Origin of the sequence: Dolomitihabitans soli, from assembly GCF_022213955.1 — a bacterium.
Classification (GTDB): Bacteria; Actinomycetota; Actinomycetes; order Streptosporangiales; family Streptosporangiaceae; genus Streptosporangium_A; species Streptosporangium_A soli.
Map to the genome: position 1 here is coordinate 1 of NZ_JAKNTW010000020.1, position 19,635 is coordinate 19,635.

At 69.9% G+C, this 19,635-nt stretch carries 19 protein-coding genes and 1 pseudogene; 6 read left to right on the top strand and 14 right to left on the bottom strand.

Annotated features, from left to right (window positions below; genetic code table 11):
- Nucleotides 1-76: 76 nt before the first annotated feature.
- Nucleotides 77-988 carry an alginate lyase family protein gene (locus MBA17_RS31685; RefSeq protein ID WP_238500419.1) on the bottom strand — a complete coding sequence of 304 codons (912 nt, stop codon included), beginning with the start codon at nt 986-988 and terminating at the stop codon, nt 77-79.
- Between the two features lie 265 nt (nt 989-1,253).
- Nucleotides 1,254-1,529, bottom strand: a pseudogene (locus tag MBA17_RS31690) (IS5/IS1182 family transposase); the annotation flags it as partial.
- On the opposite strand from MBA17_RS31690, the gene MBA17_RS31695 reads away from it, so the two are divergent.
- Nucleotides 1,476-1,667 (top strand): hypothetical protein, encoded by a 192-nt coding sequence (locus MBA17_RS31695; protein ID WP_238500858.1) that lies wholly within the window; start codon nt 1,476-1,478, stop codon nt 1,665-1,667. The pseudogene MBA17_RS31690 and the gene MBA17_RS31695 sit on opposite strands and share 54 nt — an antisense overlap.
- Before the next feature lie 53 nt (nt 1,668-1,720).
- Here MBA17_RS31695 and MBA17_RS31700 read toward each other — a convergent pair whose 3' ends face one another.
- Nucleotides 1,721-2,161, bottom strand: a complete 441-nt coding sequence (locus MBA17_RS31700) for a hypothetical protein (RefSeq protein WP_238500420.1) — start codon at nt 2,159-2,161, stop codon at nt 1,721-1,723.
- Nucleotides 2,162-2,657: 496 nt separating this feature from the next.
- Here MBA17_RS31700 and MBA17_RS31705 point away from each other — a divergent pair, with 496 nt between their 5' ends.
- Nucleotides 2,658-3,089: a cupin domain-containing protein gene (locus tag MBA17_RS31705; protein WP_238500421.1), complete on the top strand. Its 432-nt coding sequence runs from the start codon at nt 2,658-2,660 to the stop codon at nt 3,087-3,089.
- 318 nt (nt 3,090-3,407) lie between these two features.
- Here MBA17_RS31705 and MBA17_RS31710 read toward each other — a convergent pair whose 3' ends face one another.
- Together MBA17_RS31710 and MBA17_RS31715 are read right to left on the bottom strand one after the other, a co-directional pair.
- Nucleotides 3,408-4,622 (bottom strand): MFS transporter, encoded by a 1,215-nt coding sequence (locus MBA17_RS31710; protein WP_238500422.1) that lies wholly within the window; start codon nt 4,620-4,622, stop codon nt 3,408-3,410.
- Nucleotides 4,623-4,923: 301 nt separating this feature from the next.
- Nucleotides 4,924-6,405: a DNA-3-methyladenine glycosylase 2 gene (locus MBA17_RS31715; protein WP_238500423.1), complete on the bottom strand. Its 1,482-nt coding sequence runs from the start codon at nt 6,403-6,405 to the stop codon at nt 4,924-4,926.
- Nucleotides 6,406-6,576: 171 nt separating this feature from the next.
- On the opposite strand from MBA17_RS31715, the gene MBA17_RS31720 reads away from it, so the two are divergent.
- Complete coding sequence (locus MBA17_RS31720; protein ID WP_238500424.1) at nt 6,577-6,864, top strand: hypothetical protein; 288 nt, start codon at nt 6,577-6,579, stop codon at nt 6,862-6,864.
- 282 nt (nt 6,865-7,146) lie between these two features.
- Entirely contained in the window at nt 7,147-7,299 is a 153-nt protein-coding gene (locus MBA17_RS31725) for a hypothetical protein (RefSeq protein WP_238500425.1), read from the top strand.
- A 29-nt stretch (nt 7,300-7,328) separates the two neighbouring features.
- On the opposite strand, the gene MBA17_RS31730 is transcribed toward MBA17_RS31725, so the two are convergent.
- The 9 genes from MBA17_RS31730 to MBA17_RS31770 form a co-directional block, all read right to left on the bottom strand.
- A complete protein-coding gene (locus MBA17_RS31730; RefSeq protein ID WP_238500837.1) occupies nt 7,329-8,315 on the bottom strand; it encodes a LacI family DNA-binding transcriptional regulator in 987 nt (328 codons plus the stop codon).
- 183 nt (nt 8,316-8,498) lie between these two features.
- Entirely contained in the window at nt 8,499-9,980 is a 1,482-nt protein-coding gene (gene araA / locus MBA17_RS31735) for an L-arabinose isomerase (protein ID WP_238500426.1), read from the bottom strand.
- Entirely contained in the window at nt 9,977-10,636 is a 660-nt protein-coding gene (locus tag MBA17_RS31740; RefSeq protein ID WP_238500427.1) for an L-ribulose-5-phosphate 4-epimerase, read from the bottom strand. Before MBA17_RS31740 ends, araA begins: the two co-directional genes overlap by 4 nt.
- Nucleotides 10,633-12,282, bottom strand: a complete 1,650-nt coding sequence (araB, locus tag MBA17_RS31745) for a ribulokinase (RefSeq protein WP_238500428.1) — start codon at nt 12,280-12,282, stop codon at nt 10,633-10,635. The genes MBA17_RS31740 and araB overlap by 4 nt, the downstream gene beginning before the upstream one ends.
- 27 nt (nt 12,283-12,309) lie before the next feature.
- Entirely contained in the window at nt 12,310-13,302 is a 993-nt protein-coding gene (gene yjfF / locus MBA17_RS31750) for a galactofuranose ABC transporter, permease protein YjfF (RefSeq protein ID WP_238500429.1), read from the bottom strand.
- Entirely contained in the window at nt 13,299-14,345 is a 1,047-nt protein-coding gene (locus MBA17_RS31755) for an ABC transporter permease (RefSeq protein ID WP_238500430.1), read from the bottom strand. The genes yjfF and MBA17_RS31755 overlap by 4 nt, the downstream gene beginning before the upstream one ends.
- Entirely contained in the window at nt 14,342-15,859 is a 1,518-nt protein-coding gene (locus MBA17_RS31760) for a sugar ABC transporter ATP-binding protein (protein ID WP_238500431.1), read from the bottom strand. Before MBA17_RS31760 ends, MBA17_RS31755 begins: the two co-directional genes overlap by 4 nt.
- 70 nt (nt 15,860-15,929) lie before the next feature.
- Nucleotides 15,930-16,922, bottom strand: a complete 993-nt coding sequence (locus tag MBA17_RS31765; protein WP_238500432.1) for an ABC transporter substrate-binding protein — start codon at nt 16,920-16,922, stop codon at nt 15,930-15,932.
- Nucleotides 16,923-17,559: 637 nt separating this feature from the next.
- Nucleotides 17,560-17,733, bottom strand: coding sequence for a hypothetical protein (locus tag MBA17_RS31770; RefSeq protein WP_238500433.1), 174 nt, complete (start codon nt 17,731-17,733; stop codon nt 17,560-17,562).
- 66 nt (nt 17,734-17,799) lie between these two features.
- On the opposite strand from MBA17_RS31770, the gene MBA17_RS31775 reads away from it, so the two are divergent.
- A complete protein-coding gene (locus tag MBA17_RS31775) occupies nt 17,800-18,714 on the top strand; it encodes a WD40 repeat domain-containing protein (protein ID WP_238500434.1) in 915 nt (304 codons plus the stop codon).
- 263 nt (nt 18,715-18,977) lie between these two features.
- A complete protein-coding gene (locus MBA17_RS31780) occupies nt 18,978-19,613 on the top strand; it encodes a VOC family protein (RefSeq protein WP_238500435.1) in 636 nt (211 codons plus the stop codon).
- Nucleotides 19,614-19,635: the final 22 nt, after the last annotated feature.

Consider the following 19,635-nt stretch of genomic DNA (forward strand, 5'->3'; position numbering starts at 1 on the left):
TTCCGGTGGCGGCCGAGAAGATGTCGGCCACGCCGTCGGAGTTGAAGTCCGGCGTGGCCGATCCACTCATCGCGGCTTAACCCGGGTTCTTCGCGTGGGTGAGGGTCTCCCAGGCCAGGAAGCGCGAGACACCGACCGGGCGCTTCTGCTTCACCCACGTCTCGGCATAGGGAATGTCGTATCCGAGACGCTGGTGCAGCGCGTTGTAGCCGACTTCGAGGTTCGGCCCGAGGCCGGGGGTGACCTTTCCGCCGCACAGCCACGATGGCACCGTCGCGCCCAGTTGCAGGCGAGCGTGGAAGTCCATCGCGAATCGCAGCCGGTGCTTGGCCGTGGCGTACAGGTCCACGCCTTGGTGGCGGGCCGTCTCCGCGACGTGGGAGATGGCCGCGAGCCCCCATCCGGTGTGCCCGAAGTCACGGCAGGTTTCCTGGGTCAGGCCGTTCACGAACTTGGTCTGCCCGTGCCAGTAGTCGATGAGCTCGGCTTTGGTGTCGTGCTTGCTGTTCGGTGGCGCTTTGGGCAGCGGGCCGTCCGTCTTGAGGTAGATGTAGGCGGGCAGCCTGCCGCGCCAGGTCGTGACCGCCCGGTTGAAGGAGGCGCGGTCGTCCAGGTGTACGGCGATGCCGATGGCGGCATCGGTCATGATCAGTTCCCAGTTGCCTTGGTTGTTGGGCTTTCCGGCGATCACGGTCGGGAGGTACACGGTGCGGAGCTTGCCGGCGAACCGGCCGGCCCGGGTCCAGCCGGTGTAGGTGTGCTTGATGAGTTCGGCGGCGCGGGAGAAGTTGGCGCCCGCAAAGCCGGTCTGCAGCGGCGCGTTGCTCCCGGTGTGTTTGGTGATCACGGCCGACCAGGCGTCCATGATCTGGATCGCCTTCTTGGCGTAGCGGGAGTCCTTGGTGAGGTACCACTGCAGGGCGTGTGTGTAGGCCGCATTGGCGTCCTCACGCTCGTCCGAGCAGCCGTGGTCGGGGTTCCCATACATGCCGCACTCCACGACGGCGCGGGGCTTGGCCGTGTAGGACAGCGAGGCGTAGGAGTGGCGTTGCAGTTTCCTCCAGGCGGCTCGCCACGGCTCCTTGTCCAGGTTGCTTTGACGAAGTCAAGCTGAGCGCGGCTGACCAGGACGCCGGGATGCTTGAACGCGGCCGCCTGCGCGGGCTGCGGGGCGGATAGGGCGGCAGCCACGAGCATGGTGGCGGCGAGAGGGCGAGCGAGACGCACGGGTTTCCTTCCAGGCGCGGACGTCACAGCGGCCAGCCGTCCGGGGCGGCGATGACCTGCACGTTTCCTCCGTGGTGCTTGTGTTTGCCGGACTGCCACAAGTCCGCGCCGTTGGGGCCAGGGGTGGCGACGCGGTCGGTGCGGATGACCGTGCCGTCCAGGTTGAGGTGGGTGTATCCGGCGGCGACCGCGCGTTCCAGTGCGGTGGACAGGTCCGGCGCGTGGTCGGCCAAGACGGTGAGCCCTTCGTGGAGATAGCGGTAGGCGGTTGCGGTGGAGATGGCGTTGTCGCAGGCGAGCCGGTCGCCGCAAGACTGCTGGTCGTGGTGTTCTTCGTCAACCAGTTGCGCGACCTGCCGCAGCGGCACGTGCTGATCGCGATCATCGGGCTGTGGGCGCTGTGCCCGATCGCCCTCGCCTACGTCGGCGGAGACTCTTGAGGGAAACACATCCGCCCCGTACCGGTCAGTGTGGGACGGACACGTTCGGCGGGTCAGTCGCAGAGATGGCCCCACGCGTGGTTGGGACGCCAGGTCTTCTCGCCGGAGGACGCACCCTTCCAACTGAAGGTCGCCACCACTGCGTAACTCTGTTCTGGAGAGCACGGGTCGACGGTGACGGTGGCGGCCGAGTCCTCGGTGTCATGCCAGCCGTCGTAGTCCTTCGCGGAGCGCACCGTCACATAGTCACTCTTGTCGATGCGCAGAAGCTTCACGTTGGTGACCTTGACCTGATAGCTGCCGCCACCGGCGACGTCGGTGATTTTCGCCCGCGCTCGGAAGGTGTCGGCGGTCTGGTCCCACCAGACGGTGGCGCAGCGCTTGACCTGGGTGCCGTAGCACTTCCAATCGCTTGCTGCGGACGCGGACGACGGGATGATGACGATCGACGCGCCAAGCGCCGCGGCGACCAACACGCCGGTAGTGCGGAACATCTGACTCCTCTTTCTCTGGCCTCGCCCATGGACCTTAGGGTCATCGTGGGCTTCGGACTTTGTCATTCGTGCAGGGAAATTTGTCAGTAGTGCACCGCCTCAGAGGGGCGGTTCGCGCGTTGATGTCCCTCGACGTTCTTTCGCACGAGAGGCAGGTCCAGGGCCATGCAGAGGTCCCGAGCGCGCATGGGCTGTCCGGTGTCCGCCAAGATAGTGAGGATCTGCTGCCGGGCGAGATGGCGGTGACGACCCGGTCCAGCAGCGTGTTGCCGATGGCGTTGTCGTGCGTCGAGGCTGCCGCGACAGCCACGGCGACCGGTCATTGAGAGAACAAGCCATTCTTCATGCCGCCGAAGAGTATTCTCCATCACCGGCGCATGGCCCCCGTGCGTCAAGTATCCCACCGCATATCGCTGCGGGATAAGTGCAATTCCCCCGGTTATATGCATGCATTTTGCGAATCCCCCCGTTCCACTCGCAAAAGGAATAATCACCCATGCACAGTGCACAACGGATCATGTTCGCCACGGCCGCCGTCGTCGGCCTGGGCCTGATGCCGGAGACCGCGGACGCCACCCGGGCGGCGGGCCTCACCGGAAAGATCCTCTCTCACACCACCTCGGGCGGGAAGGACTACATCCTGCGCGAGATAACCGTGGAGCCGGGCGGGACCACCGGCTGGCACTATCACGACGGGAAGCTGTACACCTGGGTGAAGCGGGGCGCTCTCACGCACACCGCCGCCGACTGCACCACGACCGAGACCTACCGGGCGGGCAACATGTTCGCCGAGGCGAGCGGGGCGGACAACGTACACCTCGGTCGCAATCTCGGCCGCGGACCCCTGGTGCTCGAAGTGCTCTACGTGAATCCGCCGAACAGCCCACTGGTCCAGGACGCCGCCAATCCCGGTTGCTCCTTCCAATAACGAAATGCGCCACACCCGGCACTGATTACCCATTCGCCGGAAAACTCGGGGTGCAACCGCCCGGAGACGTCCGCCGGGCATTTCCTCGATGAGGGCGAGCGTGGCCTCGCCCATGTCGTCGTGCCCCCTTCTCCAGCCACGCCCGCCTCTCACGGACGACCTGTCCGTGCGCCCATCCGATCCGGGCGGAGACGGGCAGCGGGTCATCCGGCCCGCTGCCCGTCTCCTCGGCCAGGACGAGGGCCGACACCGTGATCATCTGTCGGCCTGACCGCCCTTCGAGCCGGCGGTCGGTGGCGTCGGTGTGCTTCCGGACCGTCAGGTGGAGCGCAGGGACAGCAGAGCGAGAGCCGGCAGGCCGGCGAAGGCGGCCATCAGCAGGACGGCGGCGCTGAGGTTCCCGGCGGCGAGCAGGGGTGTGATCACGGCTGCGCCGACGGGCGGAGTGGCCTGCATCAGGGTGCGGAGGGTACCGAAGGCCCGCCCGCGCAGCGGCGCGGGTATCCGCTCCATGCGCAGGGACTGCGCCCAGATCGTCATCGGCGCGCTGAACAAACCGATCACCAGGAACCCGGCGGCGACCAGCAGGCCGTGCGGGACGGCCAGAACGGCGAGGAAGCCGATCGCGGCGGCGAGTTCCATCAGGGCGATCGCCGTGACCCGGTCGAACCTGGGCTGCCAGATCCCGGCCAGGGCCCCGCCGAGCAGTTCCCCCGCCGACAGGGCAACGAGAAGCAGTGACAGGGTGGTGACGCCACCGGGCAACTGGTCCTTGGCGAGCCACGGCCCGACGACGAGGACCATGGCGCCTTCGGCGATGTTGAACGCCATGAAGGCCAGCGTGGTGCCGAGCAGCACACGGTCGCGAAGCAGCGCGCTGACGCGGGGAGCCCTGGACACGACCCCGCGCGGCGCCTCGCCGGCCTGCGGTGTCCCGCCGTGTGGGCGCAACGGGTGCCGGATCCCGCGGACGAGTACGGCGAAGCACAGGTAGGAGGCGGCGTCGAGGGCCAGCACGTTGGCGGGTCCCATCGTCGCGATCAGCGGGCCGGCGAGGAGGTAGCCGATGATCCCGGACAGGGAGTAGCTCACGGACTCCAGCGCGTTGGCCGCGTCGAGCCGGCGCGGTTCGACGAGATCGGGGATGGCTGCGGGAACCCCGGCCAGGGGCACCATCTTGAGCAGGCCGTAAACGACCGCCACCACGAACGGCAGCCACTCCGGCGGATCCCCCACCAGCATGACCAACGGAATCGATCCGACGGTGACACCGCGTAGGACGCTGTCGGCGGCCAGCACGGCCCGTTTGTCGAAACGATCCAGCAGCGGGCCCACGGCCAGGCCGCCGATCAGTACCGGGGCGGTGAAACAGGCGGCGAGCAGTCCGAGTTGCACGGTTCCGCCAGGCCGGGCGAGCACCAACCAGGACAAGGCGACGAAGGTCATGCCGTCGCCGATCAGGGACACCGAAGCGCCCAGCCATAGACGGCGAAAGTCGCGCTTCTCCGCCAGAAGGGTCAGATAGTTCGACACGTGGCTCTCTTCGAGGAGGGTGAGGTGCAAGCAGGGGTCGACACCGCACCCGGCCGGCGAGCCAGGGCGGGTGGGTGGGTGGAAGCCGAGGGTGAACCCGGCCGGCGAGCCAGGGCCGTGGTGCGTCAGCGGCGCAGCACCCCTCGACGGACCGGATCCAGACGGGCAGGCCAGACGGGCAGGCCAGACGGGCGCGGATCCGAGGTGGCCCGCTCGGTGTGCTCCAGAGCCCGAGGACCGGGTCAAAGCACTGCGGAGCCAGAAAGCCCGGGTCAGCGCACTGCTGAGCCGGAAAGCCCGGTCAGAGCGCTGCGGGAGCCGACGGCCGGGTCGGCGCCTCGGCCCGAACCGCCCACAGGTGCTGGACCACGTAGGACCGCCAAGGCCGCCATCGGCGGACCAGATCCGGCGCCACGACCTGCTCCTCCGCCTCGCCGAGGAGGCGCATGGCCCGCCTCACCCCGGCATCGGCGGGCAGGAAGACGTCGGGGTCTCCCAGAGCCCGCATCCGGATGCCCGCGACGGTCTCGGGGGTGATCCCCGGCATGGCGAGAAGGCGCCGCTCCGCGTCGTCACGGTCGGTCTCAGGGCCGAGGCGGATCTCGTCGGCCGCGAGCGCGCGCGCCAGCCCCAGGACCGCACGAAGCCGGGCGGCGGGCACAACGACCGGGTCCTCCGGGGTCGCCTCCGCCAGCGTGTCCATCCGGGGAAAGGCGTGGGTGACGGCGCCGACGGGCGCGCTCAGCGGCTCGCCGTACCGCTCGACCAGGCGTGTGGCGAGGGTTCGTGCCACGCCGAGGCCGGTCCGCTGGCCGAGCACGGCGAGGACGGCGTGTTCGGCGGCGTCCACATGACCGGGCAGGCGGCGTCCCGGGCCCGCCGCGACCAGCGGCGTGAGCAACGGATCGCGGCCCAGGTGGTCGGCGATCTCATGAGGGTCGGCGTCCAGGTCGAGGAGACGCCGGCAACGCTGGACGGCCGCGGGCACGTCCTTGAGGTCCTCCAGGTGCAGTTCGCAGCCGACGAACGCCATCGTGGGGCCGTGCCGGAGCGTGACGACACCGCGGCCGTGCGGAAGGTTCAGCGACCTGCGGTAGAAATGGTCGCCGCCCTCCTCGATCCCCGGTACGGCCCGCCGGGCGAGGAAACGGAACAGCCCCGCCGCGTCCAGCGGCGCCCGGTAGGCGAGCCTGACACTGACCAGACCGGGCACGATGGCGTCACCGCGGGCGGGGCGGGCCGCGCGCAGTCCGGTCGGCGTCATCGCGTAGACCCGCCGAAGGGTGTCGTTGAACTGGCGGATGCTCGCGAACCCGGCGGCGAAGGCGACCTCGCCGGCCGGCAGATCCGTCGTCTCCAGCAGGGTCCTGGCGTTCTTGGCCCGCTGGGCGCGGGCGAGAGCCTGCGCGCCGGCGCCGGCGCCTGCGACGAGCTGGCGGTGCAACTGCCGCTCGCTGTAGCCGAGCCGGGCGGCCAGGCCCGTGACGCCCTCCCTGTCGACCAGCCCGTCGGCGATCAGCCGCATCGCCCTGCCCACCACATCCGCCCGCACGTTCCACTCCGGCGAGCCGGGACTCGCGTCCGGCCGGCACCGCTTGCACGCGCGATAGCCCGCCTCCTGGGCCGCCGCCGAGGAGGGATGGAAGCACATGTTCTCCCGCTTCGGCATCACCGCCGGACAACTCGGCCGGCAGTAGACGCCGGTCGTGACGACGCCGACGTAGACCCAGCCGTCGAACCGGGCGTCCCTCGTCTCCAGCACCGCGTACACGTCATCGAGCATGTGGACCACTTTGGCCTTTGCCGTACGCCATCGCTGGCGACGATCGGACGTCAACGGCGGCCATCACGCCATATGGTGATGATGCCATCACATTGAGTGCCATTCATCGGCCTTGCGGATCCGCTCAGGCCCGCGCAAACTGGTATTGACATCGCATCGCAGCGTACGGAGATGGTCGCTGTGCAGGACGGGTTCGATGCGCGTGAGATCTGGCCCTTTCAGTGCCTGAGTTGCCGGCACATCTGGGAGGCGGAGTACGTGGTCCGTCATCGCGGTGACGGACACGGCAACGAGACGGACCTGTGGCTGCGGAACGGGGTGCCCGTCCAGCCGCCGTGGGCCGAGTCGCACTGCCCCGACTGCGACGCCTTCAGCATCGCGGTCTTCCCGATCGGCTACCTGACTCGTCCGCAGCGCTCCGGCGTTCACGCCGGGGGTGACGCGGACTCTCTCGCGTAGCGGGGTAGGAACAGCCGTTTCGCCGCCAAGGCGAAACGGCGCCTGGTACGTTCATCGCGTCAGGTACCGCCGGACGGGCGGGAACGGGGCCGGAAAGGCTCGAAAGCCTGTGGAGACCCGGTAAGACCATCTCGGTGGCTCAGGTCGGTGAAGCAGGAAGCCGCAGAAGTGCCGCATGTGCGGTACAGGCTGAGTCTTCGGCATTCATGCCGAAGAGCGCGTCAACTCTCGCACCATCCGGAGTTATACGCGCCCGAGGTCCCCGCCGCCGAGGCGGACCTCGTGGCCGCCACCCCGGAGACCCTCGCCGAGGGCCCGAAGGAGACCGGCGGCGGCCATGTGCTGAGCCGGATGGTGCTCATCGCCGTGGTGGTGATCGCGCTGCTGGCGCTGGCCGGCTTCGAGGCGTACGAGATCACCATCGCGGCGGGCTGACCACCCGCGCCCGGCCCGGTTCGCCGGGATCAGCCGGGCGGCGGGGCGACGCTCTCGCGGACTACGAGCGTGGGCGCGATGGTGTGCCGGCGGGTGCTCGGCAGGCCGGATTCGATCTGGTCCAGCAGCATGTGCAGGCACGACTTCGCCACCGCGCCGAAATCCGGCCGGACCGTCGTCAACGGCGGGGTGAAGAACATCGACTCGGGCACATCGTCGAACCCGACGACGCTCACCTCCTGCGGCACCCGCCTGCCCCGCTCGTTCATCGCGTAGAGGATGCCCAGCGCCAGGTGGTCGTTGGCGGCGAAGATCGCGGTCACCTCCGGCATCCGGGCCAGCATCTGCCCCGCACGCGCCCCCGAGGCCGCCGTCCAGTCGGCGGGCACGACCGGCGGGACCTCGGCTCCCGCCGCCGCCAGCGCCCGCTCCCATCCCTCGATCCGGCCCGCGCTGTCGAACCACTCGGCCGGCCCCGACACGTGCCACACCGTCTCATGCCCCGCGTCCAGCAGGAACCGGGTCGCCATGGCGGCGCCCGCCTGCTGGTCGACCGTCACCAGCGCCCCCGACCGCGACGGATCCCCGTCGACCGCGACGAGCGGGACGTCGACCCGCAGATGCTCCAGCGCCTCTCCGGCCGACACCACCGGTGCGATCACCACGATTCCGGCCACCCGCTGGTCCAGGAACCGCTCGACCGCCTCCGAGATCGACCGCCGGTCCAACCTCCGCACGCTGCCGACGCTCACCCCGAACCCCGCCTCGGCCGCCGCCTGGCCGAACGCGGAGAGCAGCGAAGCCGGACCGAACAACGTGGAGTTCTGCGTCACCACGCCCAGCACCCGCGACCGCCCGGTGGCCAGCGCGCGTGCCGCCTGGTTCGGCCGATAGCCCAGCTCCGCGATCGCCGCGCGCACCCGGATCCGCGTCTGCTCGCGCACGTTGGGATGATCATTCAGGACCCGCGACACCGTCTGGTGGGACACGCCCGCCAACCGCGCCACATCCGTCATCGCCGGCCCGCGCACACTCTTGTTCTCCACTACGCGAACCCCGTTCACAACGAATCGAACCCGGCGAGGTCTACTCGGCCCTTTGCACGCGATGACGGTCATCGGGATGGCGCCCAGGCCGTCTTTACCCGCCCTCTCCAAGGTTAGCGATAACAAGGGAGCGCCCAGCATGGCATCCGGGCATTACAGACCCCGGGCGAGGCGATGGTAGGCCTGGTTCCAGCGCAGTTCCCTGGTGAACTGGCGGGTGGTGGTGTCGGCGTCGATGACGAGCAACTCGACGCCGAGCATGTCGGCGAAGTCGGTCAGCTCCTCGCGGCCGACCGCCGCCGACAGCACGGTGTGGTGCGGCGCGCCGGCCGTCAGCCACGACTCGGCCGAGGTGCGGAGATCGGGCCTGGGCCGCCAGACCGCGCGGGCCACCGGCAGACTCGGCAGCGGCGCGAGCGGCGGGACCACGTCGATCTCGTTGGCCACCAGCCGGAACCGGTCGCCCATGTCGGCCAGCCCCACCACGATCGCCGGCCCGGGTTCGGCGTCGAACACCAGCCGCACCGGGTCCTCCCGGCCGCCGATGCTCAGCGGGTGGATCTCACAGGAAGGGATGCCGGCGGCGACGGACGGGCAGACCTCCAGCATGTGCGCGCCCAGGATGACCTCCTCCCCGGGGGTGAGGTGGTAGGTGTAGTCCTCCATGAACGACGTGCCGCCGGGCAGTCCGGCCGACATCACCTTGAGGGTGCGGAGCAGCACCGAGGTCTTCCAGTCGCCCTCGCCGCCGAACCCGTAGCCGTCCGCCATCAGCCGCTGTACGGCCAGGCCGGGAAGCTGCCGCAGCCCGCCGAGGTCCTCGAAGTTGGTGGTGAACGCCCGGAAGCCGCCGGCCTCCAGGAACTGCCGCATGCCCAGCTCGATCCGCCCCGCGTACTTCAGCGACTCGTGCCGCTCACCGCCGGCCCGCAGTTCCGGCGCCACCAGGTAGCACTCCTCGTACTCCTTCACCAGCTCCGTCACGTCGGCGTCGGCGACCGCGTCGACCACCTCCACCAGGTCGTTGACGCCGTAGGTGTTCACCGAGACGCCGAACCGGAACTGGGCCTCGACCTTGTCCCCCTCGGTGACCGCCACGTCGCGCATGTTGTCGCCGAACCTGGCCAGGGTCAGCGAGTCCACCTCGGCCCGCCCGGCGGCGGCCCGCGCCCAGGCGCCGATCCGCGCCGTCACCGCCGGGTCGCTCACGTGCCCGGCCACGGTCTTGCGCGGCACGCCGAGCCGCGACTGGATGTGGCCGAACTCCCGGTCGCCGTGCGCCGCCTGGTTCAGGTTCATGAAGTCCATGTCGATGGAGCTCCACGGCAGCTCCACGTTGGCCTGGGTGTGCAGGTGCAGCAGGGGCTTGCGGAGCGTGTCGAGCCCGGCGATCCACATCTTGGCCGGCGAGAAGGTGTGCATCCAGGCGATCAGGCCGATGCACGCGTCGTCGGAGTTCGCGTCCAGGCACATTCTGCGGATGGCCGTGGCGTCGGTGAGCACGGGCTGCCACACGATCTCGAAGGGCAGCGCCTCGGTGAGGGCGGCGGCGATCCGGCCGGACTGCTCGGCCACCTGTCGCAGGGTGTCCTCGCCGTACAGGCCCTGGCTGCCGGTGAGAAACCAAAGCTTCACAGATGACTCCTCTGGCCGTAGACGTTCTGGTAGCGGTCGTACAGGCTGTCGATGTGCGCCGGCTCGATCGGCAGGGGCCGGCCGAGCTGCCGCGCCACGTGCACCGTGCGGGCGACGTCCTCGCACATGACGGCCGCCTTGACGGCCGCCTTGGGTGAGTCGCCGATGGCGAACACCCCGTGGTTCTGCATCAGTACGGCGCGCGAGCGGTGGCCCGACAACGTCTCGACCACTCCCCTGCCGATGTCGTCCCCTCCGATCAGCGCGAACGGCCCCACCGGGATGTCGCCGCCGAACTCGTCGGCCATCGCGGTCAGCACGCAGGGGATCGGCTCGCCGCGCGCGGCCCAGGCCGAGGCGTAGGTGGAGTGGGTGTGCACCACGCCGTCCACCTCCGGCATGTGCCGGTAGACGTAGGCGTGCGCCGCCGTGTCGCTGGACGGTGCGAACGCCCCCTCGACGAGTTCGCCGTCGAGGTCGCACACGACCATCGACTCGGGGCGGAGTTCGTCGTAGGAGACGCCGCTCGGCTTGATGACGAACAGGTCCTCGCCGGGAACGCGTCCGGAGACGTTCCCGGCCGTCCAGGCGACCAGGCCGTACCGCACCAGCTCGGCGTGCAGATGGCAGACCGTGTCCCGGATTTTCTCGATCATGCGGTGGCCTCGTTTCTGATCGCGCGAAGCCGGTGCAGCAGGTCACCGTCCGCGAAGTGGTCGTGCAACCGCCGGTACTCCGCGTACAGCCGGTCGTAGGAGTCGGCCCGGCCGGAGTCGGGCACGTAGGCGGCCCGGGTTCGCTTGCCCATCGCGGCGGCGGCGCGCGTGATGTCGGGGTAGGCGCCCGCGGCGACGGCCGCGTGGATCGCCGATCCCAGGGCGGGGCCCTGGTCCGAGCCGATCACCGAGAGCGGACGGCGTAGCACGTCGGCGTAGACCTGCATGAGGAAGGCGTTCTTGAGCAGGCCGCCCGCGACGACGAACTCCTCCACCGGCACGCCGGCGTTCTCGAACGTCTCCACGATGAGCCGGGCGCCGAACGCGGTGGCCTCGATCAGCGCCCGGTAGACGTCCTCCGGCTTGGTGGCGAGCGTCTGACCGGCGATCACGGCGGACAGGTCGTGGTCGACGAGCACCGAGCGGTTGCCGTTGTGCCAGTCGAGCGCGACCAGTCCGTGCCCGCCGACCGGCTGCTTCTCCGCCAGCGCGGTCAGGTGCTCGTGCACGGTCAGCCCCAGCTCGGCCGCCCGCCGCAGGTAGGAGGCGGGCACGGAGGTGTCCAGGAACCAGGCGAAGATGTCGCCGACGCCTGACTGGCCCGCCTCATAGCCCCACAGGCCCGGCACGATCCCGTCGCGGACCACTCCGCACATGCCCGGCACCTCGGCGCGCCGGTCGGACGGCATCACGTGACAGGTGGAGGTGCCCATGATGGCGACCATCTGGCCTGGCCGTACGGCGTCGGCGGCGGCGGCGGTGACGTGCGCGTCCACGTTGCCGACGGCCACGGCGAGACCCTCGGGCAGTCTCGTCCACTCGGCGGCCCGCGCGGTCAGCCGGCCGGCCAGCCCGCCGAGCGGGGCGTGTTCACGGCCGAGTTTGCCGGCGAAACGGGCGAAGGCGGGGTTCAGCGCGGCCAGGAACTGCTCGGACGGGTACTCGTTGTCCTGAAATATGCCTTTGTAACCGGCGGTACAGACGTTGCGGGTCTCGACGCCGGTGAGCTGCCAGATGATCCAGTCGGCGGCCTCGATCCACCGGTCGGCCCAGGCGTAGACCTCGGGGTCCTCCTCCAGCACCTGGAGTCCCTTGGCGAACTGCCATTCGGCGGAGATCTTGCCGCCGTAGCGCGGCAGCCAGCGCTCGCCGCGCCGGGCCGCCAGGTCGTTGATCCGGTCGGCCTGCGGCTGGGCGGCGTGGTGCTTCCACAGTTTCGGCCAGGCGTGCGGGCGCTCGGGAAAGAGCTCACACAGCGGGGTGCCGTCGGCGGTGGCCGGCAACACGGTGCAGGCGGTGAAGTCGGTGCCCAGGCCGATCACCTGCGCCGCCGGCACACCCGCGACGGCCAGCGCCTTCGGCACCGCGATGCGCAGGACCTCGCGCCAGTCCTGCGGCGACTGCAACGCCCAGTCCGGCCCGAGCCGGGGACCGGAGCCGGGCAACCTGTCCTCGATCACCCGGTGGGCGTACTCGTGCACGGCCGCGCCCACCTCCGCGCCGTCGCTGACGCGCACCACCACCGCCCGGCCCGACAGGGTGCCGAAGTCGATCCCGACGACGTACAGCTCGCTGTTAACGCTCACAGGTCACTCCGAAATCGAGATGAGGGGTCACTGTTTCCCGCGCCCCGCGATGAGGCGCTGCAGCACGATGAAGGTGAAGAGGAGCAGTCCGATGAAGATCTTGGTCCACCACGAGCTGAGCGTGCCCTCGAAGCTGATCACCGTCTGGATCAGGCCGAGCACCAGGACGCCGAGCACGGTGCCGAACAGGTAGCCGGACCCGCCGGTCAGCAGCGTCCCGCCGATGACGACGGCCGCGATCGCGTCCAGTTCCATGCCGACGGCGTGCAGGCCGTACCCGGAGAGCATGTAGAAGGAGAGCAGCAGGCCGCCGAGCGCCGAGCAGAAACCGCTGATCGTGTAGACCGCGATCTTCGTCCTGGCCACGGGCAGGCCCATGAGGAGCGCGGACTGCTCGCTGCCGCCCACCGCGTACACCCTCCTGCCGAATGGGGTGTAGTGCAGCACGTAGGCCGCGACCAGCACGACGAGGACCGCGATGAGCACGCTGGGCGACACCCACATGTCCGCCACCAGGTCGACCCTCGTCTGCGCGAACGCGGTGAAGGCCGGGTCGGTGATGGAGACGGAGTCGGTGCCGATCGTGTAGCAGAGACCGCGCGCCAGGAACATCCCGGCGAGCGTCACGATGAACGGCTGGATCTCGAAGTAATGGATGATCGCCCCCATCGCGAGCCCCAGCAGGGCTCCGATCGCCGGCACCAGCACCATGACGGCGGGCGCCGGCCAGGCCGGGAGCAGGCTCGCGGAGATCATGGTGGAGAGCGCGACCACCGAGCCGACCGACAGGTCGATGCCGCCGGTGAGGATGACGAAGGTCATCCCGACCGCGACGACGAGCAGGAAGGCGTTGTCGATGAAGACGTTGAGGATGATCTGCCCGGTGGCGAAACCCTCGTAGCGGATCCCGCCCGCGACGAACATCGCGGCGAACAGGCACGCGGTCACCAGGACCGGGATGTACTTCCGCGGCACCGGGAGACGCCGGGTGAGCGACGCGGCTCCGACAGGCGTGGTCATGCCGGCACCTTCACCTTCCCTTCGGACGCCGTGGACGACGCGGACGGCCGTCTGCGGCGGTGGAACACCTTCGCCCGGAAGGCCGGCGACTGCAGCAGGCAGACGACGGTCACCACGAGCGCCTTGAACAGCAGCGTCGTCTCCGGCGGCACCCCGATGGAGTAGATCGTGGTGGTCAGCGTCTGGATGATGAGCGCGCCCAGCACCGTGCCGCCGAGCGAGAACCGGCCGCCGGCCAGCGAGGTGCCGCCGATGACGACGGCGAGGATGGCGTCCAGCTCGATCCACAGACCCGCGTTGTTGCCGTCCGCGCTGGACACGTTGGAGCTGATCATCAGCCCGGCGATGCCCGCGCACAGCCCGCAGAACGCGTAGACCGTCACCAGCAGGCCGCGGGCCCGGATCCCCGACAGGCGGCTGGCCTCGGCGTTCCCGCCCACCGCCTCGATGAGCAGGCCCAGAGCCAGACGCCGGGTGAGGAACGCGGTCAGCGCCAGCACCACCAGCACCACGATGATGCCGAACGGCAGCGTGAGCCAGTAGCCGCCGCCGATGAGCTTGTACGGCCCGCTGTTGATCGTGATGATCTGCCCGTCGCTGATGAGCTGGGCCAGCCCGCGCCCGGCGACCATCAGGATCAGCGTCGCGATGATCGGCTGGATGCCCGCGCCGGCGACGAGGAACCCGTTCCAGCCGCCGAGGAGGACGGCGAGCCCCAACGAGATCCCGACGGCGGCCAACACCCCGCCGACCGAGTTCTGGTCGTTCAGGTCGCCGATCCGCAGGCAGGCCAGCGCGCCGGCGATGGCCACGACCGAGCCGACCGACAGGTCGATGCCGCCGGTGGCGATGACCAGCGTCATGCCGAGCGCGACCAGGATCAACGGCGCACCGAACCGGGCGATGTCGACCAGGCTGCCGTACAGGTGGCCGTCCTTGATCTCGATGGCCAGGAAGTTGCGGGTCATCAGCACGTTGAGCAGCAGCAGCCCGGCCAGTACGACGCCGGGCCAGAACAGGCGGTGTCGCAGCAGCGCGCTCATGAGGCGGCACCGCTCGCGATCGTCTCCATCAGGTCGCCGGTCGTCAGATCGTCGTCGTTGTCCAACTCGGCGATGAGCCTGCGGTCGCGCAACACGCCCACCCGGTGGCTGAGCCGCAGGACCTCCTCCAGCTCGGCGGAGATGAACAGCACCGCCATGCCGCCGTCCGACAACTCGGTGACCAGGCGCTGGATCTCGGCCTTGGCGCCCACGTCGATGCCCCTGGTGGGCTCGTCGAGGATGAGCAGCCGCGGCTGCAGGATCAGCCAGCGGGCCAGCATCACCTTCTGCTGGTTGCCGCCGCTGAGGTTCTTGATCACCTGATCGGGGTCGGCCGGGCGGATGTTCAACGCCGTGATGTACTTCTCGACGAGTTCCTCCTGCTTTGACCGCGGGATGGGCCGGGTCCAGCCGCGCGCCGCCTGCAGCGCGAGGATCAGGTTCTCCCGTACGGTGAGCCCGGGGATGAGACCCTCGGCCCGCCGGTTCTCCGGGCAGAACGCGATCCGGTGCCGCACGGCCGCCCGCGGGGAGCGCAGGCCCACCTGCTCGCCGTCGATCCACACCGATCCCTGGCCGGCGTGGTCGGCGCCGAAGAGCAGCCTGGCGATCTCGGTACGGCCCGAGCCGAGCAGCCCGGCCAGGCCGACCACCTCGCCCTCCCCGATGCCGAGCGTGAACGGCTCGATCATCCCCGCCCGGCCCAGCCCCCTGGCCTCCAGCAACGGCGCCGACTTCCCCTCTCCCGCGTACGGCCTGCCCTCCAGCCGCTCCAGGTCGGCCAGCTCGCGGCCGATCATCTTGGCCACCAGTTCGACCTGGGGCAGCTCGGCGGTGAGGTACTCGCCGACGAGCCTGCCGTTGCGCAGGATCGTCATGCGGTCGGAGATCTCGTACAGCTGGTCGAGGAAGTGCGAGACGAAGAGGATCGCGATGCCCTCGTCCCGCAGCCGGCGCATCACCCGGAAGAGCTGGGCGACCTCGCCTGCGTCGAGGCTGGAGGTGGGCTCGTCCAGGATCAGCACCCTGGCGTCGATGTCCACCGCCCTGGCGATGGCGACCATCTGCTGGACCGCCAGGGAGTACGACGACAGGGGCGCCGACACGTCGATGTCGATCTCCAGGCGGGTCAGCAGCTCGGCGGCCCTGCGCCGCATCTCCTTCCAGTGGATGCGGCCCAGGCGGCGCGGCTCGCGGCCGATGAAGATGTTCTCCGCCACCGGCAGATTGGCGCAGAGGTTGATCTCCTGGTAGACCGTGCTGATCCCGGCCTGCTGGGCGGCCAGCGGGCTGGCGAAGACGACCTTACGGCCCGCCAGCTCGATCTCACCGGCGTCGATGTCGTGGACACCGGTCAGCACCTTGATCAGGGTCGACTTGCCGGCGCCGTTCTCTCCGATCAGCGCGTGGATCTCGCCGGGCAGCAACCGGAAGTCGACGCCGTCCAGCGCCTGCACGCCGGGAAACTGTTTGCCGATCCCGCTCATCCGCAGGATCGGCGCGGGTGCGGACACGCGGCGCCCCTCTCCTCTTGACTCTCGGGCACCGGCCCCCGGGGTCGCCGGCGGGCCGGTGCGGCTGAGCTCAGTACTGACGGGTGGACAGGACTTCCTTGGCCTGCTCCGGGGTGAAGGTGGTCTCCTCGGTCACCACGCGGGCCGGCACCTGCTCGCCCTTGACGACCTTCTTGGCCAGGTCCATCAGCTGGGGGCCGAGCAGCGGGCTGCACTCCACGATGTAGTTGATCTTGCCGTCGGCCAGTGCCTGCATGCCGTCCTTGACGGCGTCGACCGTGATGATCTCGATGTCCTTGCCCGGCGTCTTGCCCGCGCCCTCGATCGCCTCGATGGCGCCGAGTCCCATGTCGTCGTTGTGCGCGAACAGCAGGTCGATGTCCGGATTGGACTTGAGGAAGGCCTCCATGACCTCTTTGCCCTTGGCCCGGGTGAAGTCCCCGGTCTGCGATGCGATGATCTTGAACTTCGGGTCGGCGGCGATGACCTCGGCGAAGCCGGCCTTGCGGTCGTTGGCGGGCGCCGAACCGGTGGTCCCCTGGAGTTCGACGATGTTCACCGGGCCCGCGTCGTCCTTACGCTGCTCGACCAGCCACTTGCCGGCCTTGCGGCCCTCCTCGACGAAGTCCGAGCCGAGGAAGGTCTTGTAGAGGGTGGTGTCCGCGGAGTCCACCGCACGGTCGGTGAGGACCACGGGGATCTTCGCGTTCTTGGCCTCCTTCAGCACCGTGTCCCAGCCGGATTCGACGACCGGCGAGAAGGCGATGACGTCGACCTTCTGCTGGATGTAGGAGCGGATCGCCTTGATCTGGTTCTCCTGCTTCTGCTGGGCGTCGGAGAACTTCAGCTCGATCCCGGCGTCCTTCGCGGCCCCCTGGACCGACTTGGTGTTGGCGGTGCGCCAGCCGCTCTCCGCGCCTACCTGGGAGAAGCCCATCGTGATCTTGCCGTCTTCGGCGACACCGGCGACGCCGGCCGTGTCACTGCCGCCGCCGCTGCCGCAGCCCGCCAGCGCGATCGCCGTGGCGCCGGCCAGCAGCAGCGTCGAGATCCTCTTTCGCATGCGATTGTCCTTTCGGGGACGCACCGATGTTCTTGTCGTCGATTCCGGCGGGGTAGCGGCTTGGACACGACTGTGAGCGCTAACAACCGGTATCGTCAAGCACTATTTTCATTACGGGCTACCGGGAACTACATATTTCGGCCGCTAATGCACCGGGTGTGGGTCGCGCGGGTTCCTCGACTCCGCGCGCAGGGTGGAGCCTTCCCGTGAGTGATCCGGGGCGGGGACGGAGGAATGGCGTCCACGATTGTCTCCGGAGGCGATGGGGCTCGCAGTTCCCCCGACGGCGCGAGCCGGATGGACCTATGGCGAGGCGAACCAGCGATCCGCCGCCCGGTCCGGCCGGTCCGACGCGACCTCCGAGTCGACGCACTGCTGGTGTTAGCGATCACAAGCTGACGTTCTTGGGAGTGAGTGTCAACGCTCCCATGGACGCCGGTCAAGGCCGCGCCGAATCACGATCCGATCTCCTTGGCGTACGCCCAGCTCAGCCGCACCGTGCCGCGGCCACGAAGCCCGCCGGTCCGTGGCCGCCGGGCGCGCGAGGCCATTGCGGTGTACGGCTCGCATGCGGTAGTAAAGGATCACTGGTGCCGACCCTCGTCCGAATGCGGGTGACCTCGCCGGTGTCCGACGCTCACGACGACCGGCTCGACACCTCCAAGGCCGGGCTGGCCGCGGCCATGGCACGGCAGGTGGGCAGGGGCGCTGCGAAGCTCACGCCGGTCGGGCTCCTGGCCACGCTCTCCGCGGCGGCGCTCACCCCGATCGCGCTGGCGGATCCCGGTACCGCGGCGATCGCGGGGCTCACCGTGCTGACGGCGCCACGCTCGCGACGTACCCCAGCGACAGCAGCGCGCGTTTCCAGCTGTGGCGGATGCCGTCGCTGCAGCCGACCGGCTACACGTCGGAGGACTCCGTGGGCTACGAGGCGTTCTCCTTCGGGCACGGGGGTACGGGGCCCGTCATGCTGCTGGGAGACATGCGGCTACGGCGCTGGGACAGGGCGGGCGCGCCGATCACGGAGGAGCTCGCGCCCTCAGGGTTCGACACTCCGAAGGCCGTGTTCAGCTCCGACGGGCGCACGCTGGTGGTCGGCGACAAGGGTTCCTCCGCGACGGCCTTGTGGCGGATCACCGGCGGCGTACGGCAGGCCTGGCGGACCGAACTCGCGGGCGGCACGATGGCGGTGGCACTCAGCCCCGACGCGAGGACCGTCGCGGTCGGCGGCCCGGACGGCGTCGTCCGCCTGCTGGACGCCGCCGGCGGGCGAACCGTGGGCAGACCGTTGACCGGCCACGACGCGCCCATCAGGGCCATGGCGTTCCACCCCGACGGGAAGACCTTGGCAACCGTCGGCGCCGACCAGACGCTCAGGCTGTGGGATGTCGCCACCCAGGCCCCCATGAGGGGGCCGCTGACGGGCCACACGAACGGCCTGACGGCCGTCGCGTTCAGCGCCGACGGCGAGACGGTCGCCACGGGCGGCGTGGACCAGACCGTCCGGCTGTGGGACACCGCCACCGGCAGGGCGATCGGCCCTCCGCTCACCGGCCACACGGAGAAGGTCACCGCCCTCGCCTTCTCCCCGGCGGGTACGGGCCTGCTGACCATGGGCGATACCGCGGGAGATCAGGCGGCGACGGACCAGAGCTCCAGCCTGCGCTGGTGGGAGTCGGTCCCGCCGGCCAAGTCGTTCGATCCGCTCTGCTCGATCATCGGAGACTCGCTCAGCGAGGTTGAATGGAGCCGGCACGTGACCCGCGTGCCGTACGCGAAGGTATGCCGCTGAGCGCACCCGTCTGTTCGAGGCCGGTGCCGGGCGTCGAGCACCCCGGCGCCCTGAGAGACCGGGTCGGCGATCGACGGTACGCATCCTGGGGCTGGTGGACGACGACCCGAGTGCGTTGTCCGCCCAGGCCCCGGCCCCTTCGAAGCGGCGGCCAGGCGTCGACGAACGCCATGCACGCGGCGAGAGCCTTCAGGTGAAGAGCTCGTCCGGCATCGAGGTGACTGGAGTACGCCCGGCTGAGCCCGTGTGATAGACATCCGCGAATGACACTCGATCATCTCGTGTACGCGACGCCGGATCTCGGTGGCACCGTGGCAGACCTGGAGGGGCGGCTCGGGGTGCGCACGGCGGTCGGTGGCCGGCACGTCGGGCTCGGGACCCGCAACCATCTCCTCGGGCTGGGCGGGCAGGGCTACCTGGAGATCATCGGACCCGATCCGGAGCAGGAGGCGCCCGAGTCTCCCCGGCCGTTCGGGATCGACTCCCTGACCGGCGCCGGGCTGGTGACCTGGGCCGTCGCCTGCCCGGACATCGACGCGGCGACGGCCGCGGCGCGGGCGCGGGGATACGACCCCGGCGACCCGCAGGCCATGTCCCGGCGCACGCCCGAGGGGGTCCTGCTGAGCTGGCGGCTGACCTTCGCCCGGCCCGGCGGCCGTGACGGCGGCCTGGTGCCGTTCCTGATCGACTGGGGCGCGACGCGACACCCGGCGGACTCGGGACTGCCACAGGCGGAGCTGGTGTCGCTGAGCGCCGCCCACCCCGACCCCGGTTCCGTACGCGGTGACCTGGCCGCGCTCGGCGTGGACCTCGACGTTGCGGTGGGGCCCCGCGCGGGCCTGACCGCCGTGCTCCGAGGACGCCACGGAGACGTGACCCTCACCGGCCCCGCCGTCTGAGCGAATGGCTGGGTACGGAGAC

What these genes read in the sequence shown, in the direction of transcription:
- MBA17_RS31685 (WP_238500419.1), bottom strand. Translation starts at nt 988, where the DNA reads ATGTATGGGAACCCCGACCACGGCTGCTCGGACGAGCGTGAGGACGCC.
- MBA17_RS31700 (WP_238500420.1), bottom strand. Translation starts at nt 2,161, where the DNA reads ATGTTCCGCACTACCGGCGTGTTGGTCGCCGCGGCGCTTGGCGCGTCG.
- MBA17_RS31705 (WP_238500421.1), top strand. Translation starts at nt 2,658, where the DNA reads ATGCACAGTGCACAACGGATCATGTTCGCCACGGCCGCCGTCGTCGGC.
- MBA17_RS31715 (WP_238500423.1), bottom strand. Translation starts at nt 6,405, where the DNA reads ATGCTCGATGACGTGTACGCGGTGCTGGAGACGAGGGACGCCCGGTTC.
- MBA17_RS31720 (WP_238500424.1), top strand. Translation starts at nt 6,577, where the DNA reads ATGGTCGCTGTGCAGGACGGGTTCGATGCGCGTGAGATCTGGCCCTTT.
- MBA17_RS31730 (WP_238500837.1), bottom strand. Translation starts at nt 8,315, where the DNA reads ATGACGGATGTGGCGCGGTTGGCGGGCGTGTCCCACCAGACGGTGTCG.
- MBA17_RS31740 (WP_238500427.1), bottom strand. Translation starts at nt 10,636, where the DNA reads ATGATCGAGAAAATCCGGGACACGGTCTGCCATCTGCACGCCGAGCTG.
- yjfF (WP_238500429.1), bottom strand. Translation starts at nt 13,302, where the DNA reads ATGACCACGCCTGTCGGAGCCGCGTCGCTCACCCGGCGTCTCCCGGTG.
- MBA17_RS31755 (WP_238500430.1), bottom strand. Translation starts at nt 14,345, where the DNA reads ATGAGCGCGCTGCTGCGACACCGCCTGTTCTGGCCCGGCGTCGTACTG.
- MBA17_RS31765 (WP_238500432.1), bottom strand. Translation starts at nt 16,922, where the DNA reads ATGCGAAAGAGGATCTCGACGCTGCTGCTGGCCGGCGCCACGGCGATC.
- MBA17_RS31775 (WP_238500434.1), top strand. Translation starts at nt 17,800, where the DNA reads ATGCCGTCGCTGCAGCCGACCGGCTACACGTCGGAGGACTCCGTGGGC.
- MBA17_RS31780 (WP_238500435.1), top strand. Translation starts at nt 18,978, where the DNA reads ATGACACTCGATCATCTCGTGTACGCGACGCCGGATCTCGGTGGCACC.